This window comes from bacterium, assembly GCA_018812485.1.
In the GTDB taxonomy this organism is placed as follows: domain Bacteria; phylum JAHJDO01; class JAHJDO01; order JAHJDO01; family JAHJDO01; genus JAHJDO01.
In genome coordinates this window covers 1-8,481 of sequence record JAHJDO010000121.1, presented here as the reverse complement: position 1 = coordinate 8,481, position 8,481 = coordinate 1, and the positions used below count along the sequence as shown (strand labels likewise).

The 8,481-nt window shown below is 42.4% G+C and carries 7 protein-coding genes and 2 tRNA genes; 7 read left to right on the top strand and 2 right to left on the bottom strand.

Annotated features, from left to right (window positions below; translation table 11 throughout):
• Positions 1-561: 561 nt before the first annotated feature.
• Both KKC91_10245 and KKC91_10240 read right to left on the bottom strand, forming a co-directional pair.
• Entirely contained in the window at positions 562-1,818 is a 1,257-nt protein-coding gene (locus KKC91_10245; GenBank protein MBU0478931.1) for an IS91 family transposase, read from the bottom strand.
• Positions 1,815-2,684 (bottom strand): site-specific integrase, encoded by an 870-nt coding sequence (locus tag KKC91_10240; protein MBU0478930.1) that lies wholly within the window; start codon positions 2,682-2,684, stop codon positions 1,815-1,817. Before KKC91_10240 ends, KKC91_10245 begins: the two co-directional genes overlap by 4 nt.
• A 349-nt stretch (positions 2,685-3,033) precedes the next feature.
• On the opposite strand from KKC91_10240, the gene KKC91_10235 reads away from it, so the two are divergent.
• The 7 genes from KKC91_10235 (at position 3,034) to KKC91_10205 (ending at position 8,362) form a co-directional block, all read left to right on the top strand.
• A complete protein-coding gene (locus KKC91_10235) occupies positions 3,034-4,317 on the top strand; it encodes a hypothetical protein (protein MBU0478929.1) in 1,284 nt (427 codons plus the stop codon).
• A gap of 491 nt (positions 4,318-4,808) precedes the next feature.
• Positions 4,809-4,881, top strand: a tRNA-Phe gene (locus KKC91_10230).
• A gap of 10 nt (positions 4,882-4,891) precedes the next feature.
• A tRNA-Thr gene (locus KKC91_10225) sits at positions 4,892-4,964 on the top strand.
• A 2-nt stretch (positions 4,965-4,966) separates the two neighbouring features.
• On the top strand, positions 4,967-5,929 hold the full coding sequence (locus tag KKC91_10220) for an RluA family pseudouridine synthase (GenBank protein ID MBU0478928.1): 963 nt from the start codon (positions 4,967-4,969) through the stop codon (positions 5,927-5,929).
• Positions 5,910-6,146 carry an exodeoxyribonuclease VII small subunit gene (xseB, locus tag KKC91_10215; GenBank protein MBU0478927.1) on the top strand — a complete coding sequence of 79 codons (237 nt, stop codon included), beginning with the start codon at positions 5,910-5,912 and terminating at the stop codon, positions 6,144-6,146. The genes KKC91_10220 and xseB overlap by 20 nt, the downstream gene beginning before the upstream one ends.
• Positions 6,143-6,985, top strand: a complete 843-nt coding sequence (locus tag KKC91_10210) for a polyprenyl synthetase family protein (protein MBU0478926.1) — start codon at positions 6,143-6,145, stop codon at positions 6,983-6,985. Before xseB ends, KKC91_10210 begins: the two co-directional genes overlap by 4 nt.
• 45 nt (positions 6,986-7,030) lie before the next feature.
• Positions 7,031-8,362 carry a sulfatase gene (locus tag KKC91_10205; protein ID MBU0478925.1) on the top strand — a complete coding sequence of 444 codons (1,332 nt, stop codon included), beginning with the start codon at positions 7,031-7,033 and terminating at the stop codon, positions 8,360-8,362.
• Positions 8,363-8,481 lie beyond the last annotated feature (119 nt).

Sequence of the window (8,481 nt, the reverse complement as noted above, 5' to 3'; positions counted from 1 at the left end):
CTTCTGTTCTCCTTCGTCATAACTGTCTCCTTTCTATGCCGATAGCATTATTACGGCTATCGGTATAATGGCACAAAAAAACACCGATGTCAACCACATCGGCGAGAAAACTTATTAGCTTAACTTAACACGTATGCCCCCCCCCCCCAAATAGTCCTCGAATTTTTAATGTCAGCAACTGCACATAATGTATAGGATTTTATCTCTTGTTCGGCAGCAAGAATGAGCATGGTTTGGAGTTCAACTCTGAAGCCGAATTGGAGATAAAATCGATTGAGCTAAGCCGCGGTAGCTGTCAGGAAATACGTAAGAGACCGAAAATATCTCCTATGTGGATTGAATGAAAAATGTCTGTTGTCTAATACAATCATTGGCGGTTGGGTAAAATGTCTGGAATGATGGATTGAATGTTTTTTGCGGAACATGACCTGTTTACAAACTAATTTTGGGACAAAAAATTGCCCCAGGTTTGATATTATAACAAACAGATCCAATTTTTCTTCTGGAAGAGTTTTTTCCATAAGGGTCAATACAATATCCTTCACTCAAGCGCTCCTTTCATCATGAAGTATCTATGGTCTTTGGTAGGTTAAAGAAATTTTTAGTGATTTGAATAGAGGGTCTTGCTATTGTCTGTCGGACGACCATGATTCCGATTTTGCACTTCGGACACTTAGTGATATCTTTTCCTGTGAGTTCAAGGATAAGTTCTTCTGCCTTTTTCTTTTCCGTCGGTTTCGCAGGTTCAGGAGGGATGTCTAAAAGCTTCCTTATCAGAGACATGTTTTCTTTTTTGTACCGGCTGCCTAGAAAGCCGAAGTAGCGAATTCGCATATAGCCTTCAGGTAAAACATGCAGCAGGAAGCGCCTGATGAATTCTTCCGCCAGAATGGTGATTTCCTTTTTACTATTGCTATTTTTGCGATCTTTGTAACAAAACGTGACATGCCCATTTTTAATATCTTTAATCCTGTCATTGGAAACCGCAACCCGATGCACGTAGCGTCCGAGATAGTCAAGGACTTTTTCCGGGCCTGCAAATGACTGTTTGGAATACACCACCCATTTGATTTTGCGAACTATGGCTGCCATGTGCCTAAATTCTCTCGCTGCAGTTTCGGTAAGATTCCCAGGGCAAGTGATTTCTCCTCTGGCAAATGCTTTTTCCAACAAGTCTGTAAACTTGCCGCGAAAAACTTTTGAGAGTGCTTTTACCGCAAAAAGAAAATTGGAGCGAGCGTTAATCCAACTCTTTCCGTCAAAAGAGAGCACTCCGCCTGAAATGATGCAATGCAGATGATGATGCTCCAGAAGTTTCTGGTCCCACGTATGCAGAACCGCCAGAAATCCGAGCTTGCCGCCAAGACCGTTTTCGGGGTTGATCCCGAATTTCAGCAGTGTTTGAGATACACTTTGAAACAGGATATCGTAAATAACCTTTTTGTTATATCGGATCCAGGGATTAAGTTCGTGCGGCAAGGTAAAAACATTGTGATAGTAAGTCACTGGCAAAAGCTCAGCGTTGCGAGTCTCCAGCCATCTGGCTTTATTGAGCGCCTGGCATTTGGGGCAATGCCGATTGCAGCAGGAGTTGTAGACAGGATGTTCATAACAGCAGAGGTTGCATTCGTATAAATGCCCGCCGAGCACAGCCGTCCGGCAGGTCTCAATGTCGCGTATTACTTTTAGATGTGATTTTGGCAGAGAACGGTTTTTCTGATAGGCATCGCCATGCATCCGGAAAATATCGGCCACTTCCGGTTCTGACGGCTTTGCATTATGCCCGTTCCCTGTCGCTGAAACAGGGAACACAGTCACGAATTCAACCGTTTAAACCTATCTGTGTCAGGCAAGTCAAACATATCCAAGGGACTTTTTACTGCTTTGATGTTCTTTCTTGCCACATGAAGATAACGAGCAGTTGTGGTGATAGAAGAATGCCCAAGTAAAATCTGGATTGTCCGGATATCTACTCCTGATTCGAGCAGATTTGTTGCAAAAGTGTGTCTCAAGCTATGAAAGGTGACTTTTTTAGTAATGCCTGCCTTTTTCTTGGCCGCTTTGAATGCCAGATTAGGACTTTGCCGTACAAGAACTTTATCTCTAAATGCGCTTGGAAAAAGAAAATCCTCCAGACGATATTTTTTCCAGTAACAGCGCAGTTCATCAAGCAGTCTTTGGGATAAAATAGTGTAACGGTCTTTTCCGCCTTTCCCATTTTTGATGCGGATAGTCATACGTTCGCTGTCAATATCTCTCACTCTCAAATGGATTAATTCACTAACTCGCAGTCCTCCTGAATATGCGGTCATTAACATGAGACGATGTTTCTGGTTATTCGTGCTTGCGAAAAGTCGTTTTAGCTCGTTATAACTGAAAATCTCCGGCAGTTTTCTCGAATTTTTCCGAGGCGGTATAGCTATCGCCATAGCATTACATGCCAGCGTTTCTTTATAGAAAAAACGTAAGCCTGCTGTGGCAACATTAAGAGAGCTACAGGACAGTTTACGCTTCGTTATGAGAAAATTAACATAATCCAGGAGTTGTTCTTCGCTGATTTTGTCTGGGGAGAGCATGTAATGTTTTGCCAGACCTCTCACTGCTGCAAGATACGACTTTTGAGTTGAGACTGAAAACCTTCGGAGTTCCAGGTCTCGAATCATTTTTTTACGAAGTGCACTCATAATACTTTTCTCCTTAAACTATTGAAGTTTAACGAATGCTCACCGTGAACATTCTTCCGGAGAAAAAGTATATCAGATTGTAATCATGTTGACAGGAGACGGGGTGGGATTAACGGAGTTCTACCGCGCAGCGGTTTAGTTCAAGGCACCTTATTGCCTCTTTCCAACTAAGGGTGGCTCACGATGTTCCTGTTCATTTCCAGACAACTAGTAAAAAAATCCTTGACAAGAGAAATTGATTATTAGAAAAAATTTTTATTTTAAAGAGCAAAGAATGCGTTGGGAATTAAAATTTGATTTATTAGAAGAGCTGTCTGATCAAAGTTACAGGGACTTAGCATAAAGAATTTTGAAAAATAAAAATACTCATCGCCATCAAGAAGATATTAAACTACTTCAACCTCTGGTAGATGAAATTCTTGAGTTTGCCTTGAACCCACAGCAGAAGAGAAAGAAAAAGATATGGGCTGAACATCAGGCATTACACAAAACAGAGAAAATTCCAGTGTGTGTTTATTATGAAGGAATACCAAAACCACAATGGAAGTTGATGCTTGGGGAAGATTATCTAAAGACTAAATCAGCAATAGCCCAACGTATAGAATTTGATCTAAAGCGCCGGCTATGGATGGCAAAAAATGTTCCTGACGACCACATAGTATGGCCTTTGATTACCATACCAGCGGTTGTATCACAATCAGTTGACTGGGGTATTTTTTTTGGGCTGGTAGGAACTGATGAGAATATTGATAATCCTCTGGAGGCAAGAAAGATCACTCCTGCATTTGAGGAAGAGATCAATGTCAGCCAGTTGAAATTCAGAGACATAGCCATTGACGAAAAAGCAACTTCTATGGCAATTGAGGAAGCTAACGAACTTGTAGAAGGCAGATTACAAGTGCATGTCCAATATCCTAACCTCGGTTACTCCCCTTTTGATCTTGCCGCAGAAATGCGAGGCATACAAAATCTAATGTATGACGTTGTGGATTCTCCTGATAAAGTCCACGCATTAATGCGATTTATCACAACAGCTTACCAAAAGCACCATCTCAATCGGGAAAAACACGGCTGGCTCAACTGTATAACCAGTGACGATAGAAAATATACAGCTGTGAGTTTCCGTGTGAACTGCGCATATTTGGCACCAGACTTCAATCCAGAAGCATTGCATTTAAGTGATGAATGGGTCTATATTTCTGCCCAAACATCCTCGGGCTTGGGCCCTGCAATGTATGAGGAATTTGTTCACGCCTATAATGCGCGATTGGCAGGATATTTTACCAATCAGACAGTTTATTATCATGGTTGCGAATGTCTAGATCACAAATTAGATATACTGGCCACTCTACCAAACTTACGGCGTTTCCATGTTTCACCCTGGTCCTCAGTTAAAGCGGCAAGGGATAAATTTCAGGGCAAAGTCGTTTTAGAAGTTCATGCCCATCCGGGTAAAGTCTTCTTCTGTTTCACCCGGGATGAGATGAAATCGGATATAAGACGTTTGGTTACTGCTGCTGAAGGGGTATCTATAGATTTAAATTTAAGTGATATCCATTCAGTAAATGGAAATCCTGCATTGTTGACGACGTGGGCGGAGGCGGCTCAGGAGGCCGTCCAGGAAGTGAGATAAAAGGTAATGTAAAATATTTGGGGGTGGTAACTGGAAGATTCGTGCGAAAAACGGCGGTATAGAATAGTTGTCAGATAGGTTCAAACTCTTTTTTTGCAGACAGAGGATCTATGTCAGGAACCGGCTGAAAGCAGAATTGACCATAGAAATTAATATATTCCTGAGAAAATGTTTAAATATACTCATTATTACTTCTCTTCTTTATTGGATGGCGGCTAGACAAAAGATAACTTGATGAATTCTTTTCGGAACATAACATACCTTACGGGAAGCTATTGACACGAAACCTGCTTATTTTCGATGATTTTCCCTGCTTTTTCTACGAAAAATCCGCTTTTATAACTGCACATAAGATTTTTTGTATTAAAATTAGATATTTTAAATATTCCCCCGCAGAGACAAGAGCAAGCCACTTTTTGACTGATTAATGGTTTAATTTTCTTGTCATTAATATAAAAATTTGTATAATTGCAGTGTGTTAAGTTCAAATTGCCGGGGTAGCTCAGTCGGTAGAGCAGCGGACTGAAAATCCGCGTGTCCGCAGTTCAATTCTGCGCCCCGGCACTTTTTTTATGCCCACGTAGCTCAGTTGGTAGAGCACGTCACTCGTAATGATGAGGTCACCAGTTCGACTCTGGTCGTGGGCTCTATGAATATGGAATATAAGTTTATAGCTGATGTGCAGAATGTTGGGGAACGATTAGATAAATTTCTGGCAAATAAGCTTGATATAGTTTCCAGGTCTTTCATTCAGAATCTGATTATTGCCAATCATGCTTTGGTAAATGGAAAAAAAACAAAGCCGGGATATTTTCTTAAGATAGGGGATAATATATTAATAACTATCCCAGAGCTTCAAGATAATGCTGAGCTAAAGCTGAAGCCAGAGAATATGGCGCTTGATATACTATATGAAGATGATAATATAATAGTTATTAATAAGCCTGCAGGGATTATTGTACATCCTGCGCAGGGAGTTGTCTATGGCACAGTTGTAAATTTTTTATTGTATCATTGCAAAACATTGTCGGATTTGAATGGGTCTATGCGTCCGGGTATAGTTCATAGACTGGATAAGGACACATCAGGGGTTCTTATTGCAGCAAAAAACAATAGTGCTCATGCTAATTTAGCAGAGCAGTTTAAGAACAGGAAGGTGAAGAAGACTTATATGGCTGTTGTAAGAGGAGTGATCCCACAGGATGAAGGCGAGATCGATAGACCGATTGGCCGATGTGTGTCGCATAGAACGAAAATGGCAATTTCTTATATTGGCGGAAAGAGAGCGCTTACTAAATTCAATGTGATTGAACGCTACCATAAAGATACACTTATTAACGCTCATCCAAGAACAGGAAGGACACATCAGATTCGGGTTCATATGGCATATCTTGGTTATCCAATTGTAGGCGACAAAATATACGGAGAAAGTAAAGGGTTGGTATCTAAGCTGGATAGTCTGATTGATCGTCAGGCATTGCATGCTTACAGAATTAGTTTTTCTCATCCGACTTCGAATAAGGATATAGAGTTCCTAGCGCCTTTAGCGGGTGATATTAAAAAATTAATAGATATGGAAAGGGAATTAGGTTATGAAAGAATTAAAATTTGAGCAGGCTCTAGACAAGCTGGAAAACATAGTAAAGGAGATGGAAGAGGGCAGTGTTTCTTTAGATAAATCTCTGGGACTCTTTGAAGAGGGAGTAAAACTAGCGAAGTTTTGCTCGGTTAAATTGAGGGAAGTTGAAAAAAAGGTGGAAATACTTAAGAAAGACGTCAATGGCGTTGCATATAAAGAACCATTTGAACTGAACGAGAAGGAAAAATGAACTTAAAAGGTTATCTATCTGCAAAAAAGAAGATCATAGACAGCAAACTTGATAAGTATATGCCGAAGGAAACTGAATATCCTCAGATCATACACGAGGCTGTAAGATATAGTGTTTTTTCAGGAGGGAAACGGCTAAGACCCATTTTGATGCTAGCTGCTGGAGAGATATTTTTGCAAGAAGAGAGAATACTATTGCCGGCTGCGTGTGCAGTAGAGCTTATACATAATTACTCATTAGTTCACGATGATCTGCCAGCTATGGATAATGATGAGTATCGAAGAGGGAAGTTAACTTCTCATAAGAAGTTCGGAGAGGACATAGCTATTCTTGCAGGAGATGCATTATTGACTATCGCATTTAAAATACTATCTGAAGAGGTAAAGGACAGCAAGCTTGCATTAAGGGCAATAAATCTAATATCTAAGGCGATTGGCACATTTGGTATGATAGGTGGGCAGGTAGTTGATATATCATGGGATAAGAATAAGGCTGAATTACCTGAATTAGAATTTGTTTGCACTCACAAGACAGGAGCTCTTATTGCTGTTTCTCTTAGGATTGGAGCCATTTTGTCAGGGGCAGCTAAGAGGGAAGAGGAAGCATTGTATGAATACGGCAAGTTAATAGGAATTGCATTTCAGATTACAGATGACATATTGGATGAAAAGCAGGATAGTGAAAAAGGATTTAATTATCCCGCTTTTTTGGGCATAGAGGAATCTAAGAAAAGGGCTGAAGACCTGATAAATAAAGCATTGATGAAGCTTGATATTTTTGGCGAAAGAGCTGATATTCTCAGACAGATTGCGAAATTTATAATAGAAAGGAAAGAATAAAAGCAACAGCAAACGTTCAATGATTGATGTTCGCAGAAAAAAAGTATGAACAAGAAGCCAAACGTCGTATTCGTCTTCGGTGACCAGTGGCGCCAGCAAGCGACCGGCTATGCCGGTGACCCGAACGTTAAGACACCGAATCTCCATGCTCTGGCTAGAGAGAGCATCAACTTCACGCATGCACTCTCAGGTTGTTCAGTTTGTTCACCCTACAGGGCAAGCATGCTCACGGGTCAGCTCCCCATGACGCACGGGGTCTTTGTTAATGATGTCTATCTTCAGCCGCGTGCAACGAGCATCGCACAGGCATTTTCATCAGCGGGGTATGACACAGCTTACATTGGTAAGTGGCATGTTGACGGGCCTGGCAGGTCCAATTACATCCCACCAGAACGTCGACTGGGATTCGACTACTGGAAGGTGCTCGAGTGTACTCACGACTACAATCATTCAGCCTATTACGCGGGCGATTCGGACGAGAAACTGTACTGGGACGGGTACGACGCGATTGCGCAAACACGCGATGCTGAAACGTATATCCGCAACCACAACAAGGATCATCCATTCTTTCTGGTGCTTTCGTGGGGACCACCCCACTGCCCTTACAATACGGCCCCTGAGAAGTTCAGGAGGATGTACGATGTGGACGTTATTGAACTCCGACCAAATGTGCCCGCTGAGATTGCGACACAGGCGCGGGAGGAACTCGCCGGATACTACGCCAACTGTTCAGCCTTGGATACCTGCATCGGCGACCTGCTGACGACCCTGCGAGAGTGTCGAATCGAAAACGACACGATTGTTGTCTTCACATCCGACCATGGCGACATGCTCGGATCGCAGGGACAGACGAAAAAACAGCGACCCTGGGATGAATCCATTCGCGTGCCATTTCTTCTCAGATATCCAGGCCTGCCCGGCTGGCAGACGGGGAAGACGGACGCTCTGATTGATGCACCGGATATCATGCCAACGCTTCTTAGTCTCTGTAGCATATCCATTCCCGAGACAGTGGAAGGGCTTGATTTTTCCAAGCACATCGCGGGAGGCAATGACCCATCCGATGGGGCAGCAGTGATCATGTGTCCACAGCCGTTTGGCAACTGGAATGCTAAACATCACGGCGGAAGGGAATATCGAGGACTCCGCACCAAACGATATACCTATGTGCGCGATCTTGACGGCCCCTGGTTGCTTTATGACAACGAGGTCGATCCGTACCAGATGCAGAATCTCATCCATGATAAGGAAGCTTCGGGTATTCGAGATGAACTGGATAGGTGGCTTCAGAAGAAGCTCGACGACTCCAATGATGAATTCTTGCCGGGAGCGAACTACATTGCAAAGTGGGGTTACAGGGCATACGTGTTAAGTTAAGCGATGCATTTTCTGATTATGGGTTTCTCAATTTCGAGTATTGGATCACATTGAGTTTCCATGATTTCGAGAGTGGTCAGGCGTGATCGCTGTCGGTTTTTGAGACAAGCGGGAATGAT

Bases quoted from the DNA above. Each gene is read 5' to 3' on its own strand.
- KKC91_10240 (MBU0478930.1), bottom strand. From the start codon at position 2,684: ATGAGTGCACTTCGTAAAAAAATGATTCGAGACCTGGAACTCCGAAGG.
- KKC91_10220 (MBU0478928.1), top strand. From the start codon at position 4,967: ATGAATATGGAATATAAGTTTATAGCTGATGTGCAGAATGTTGGGGAA.
- xseB (MBU0478927.1), top strand. From the start codon at position 5,910: ATGAAAGAATTAAAATTTGAGCAGGCTCTAGACAAGCTGGAAAACATA.
- KKC91_10210 (MBU0478926.1), top strand. From the start codon at position 6,143: ATGAACTTAAAAGGTTATCTATCTGCAAAAAAGAAGATCATAGACAGC.
- KKC91_10205 (MBU0478925.1), top strand. From the start codon at position 7,031: ATGAACAAGAAGCCAAACGTCGTATTCGTCTTCGGTGACCAGTGGCGC.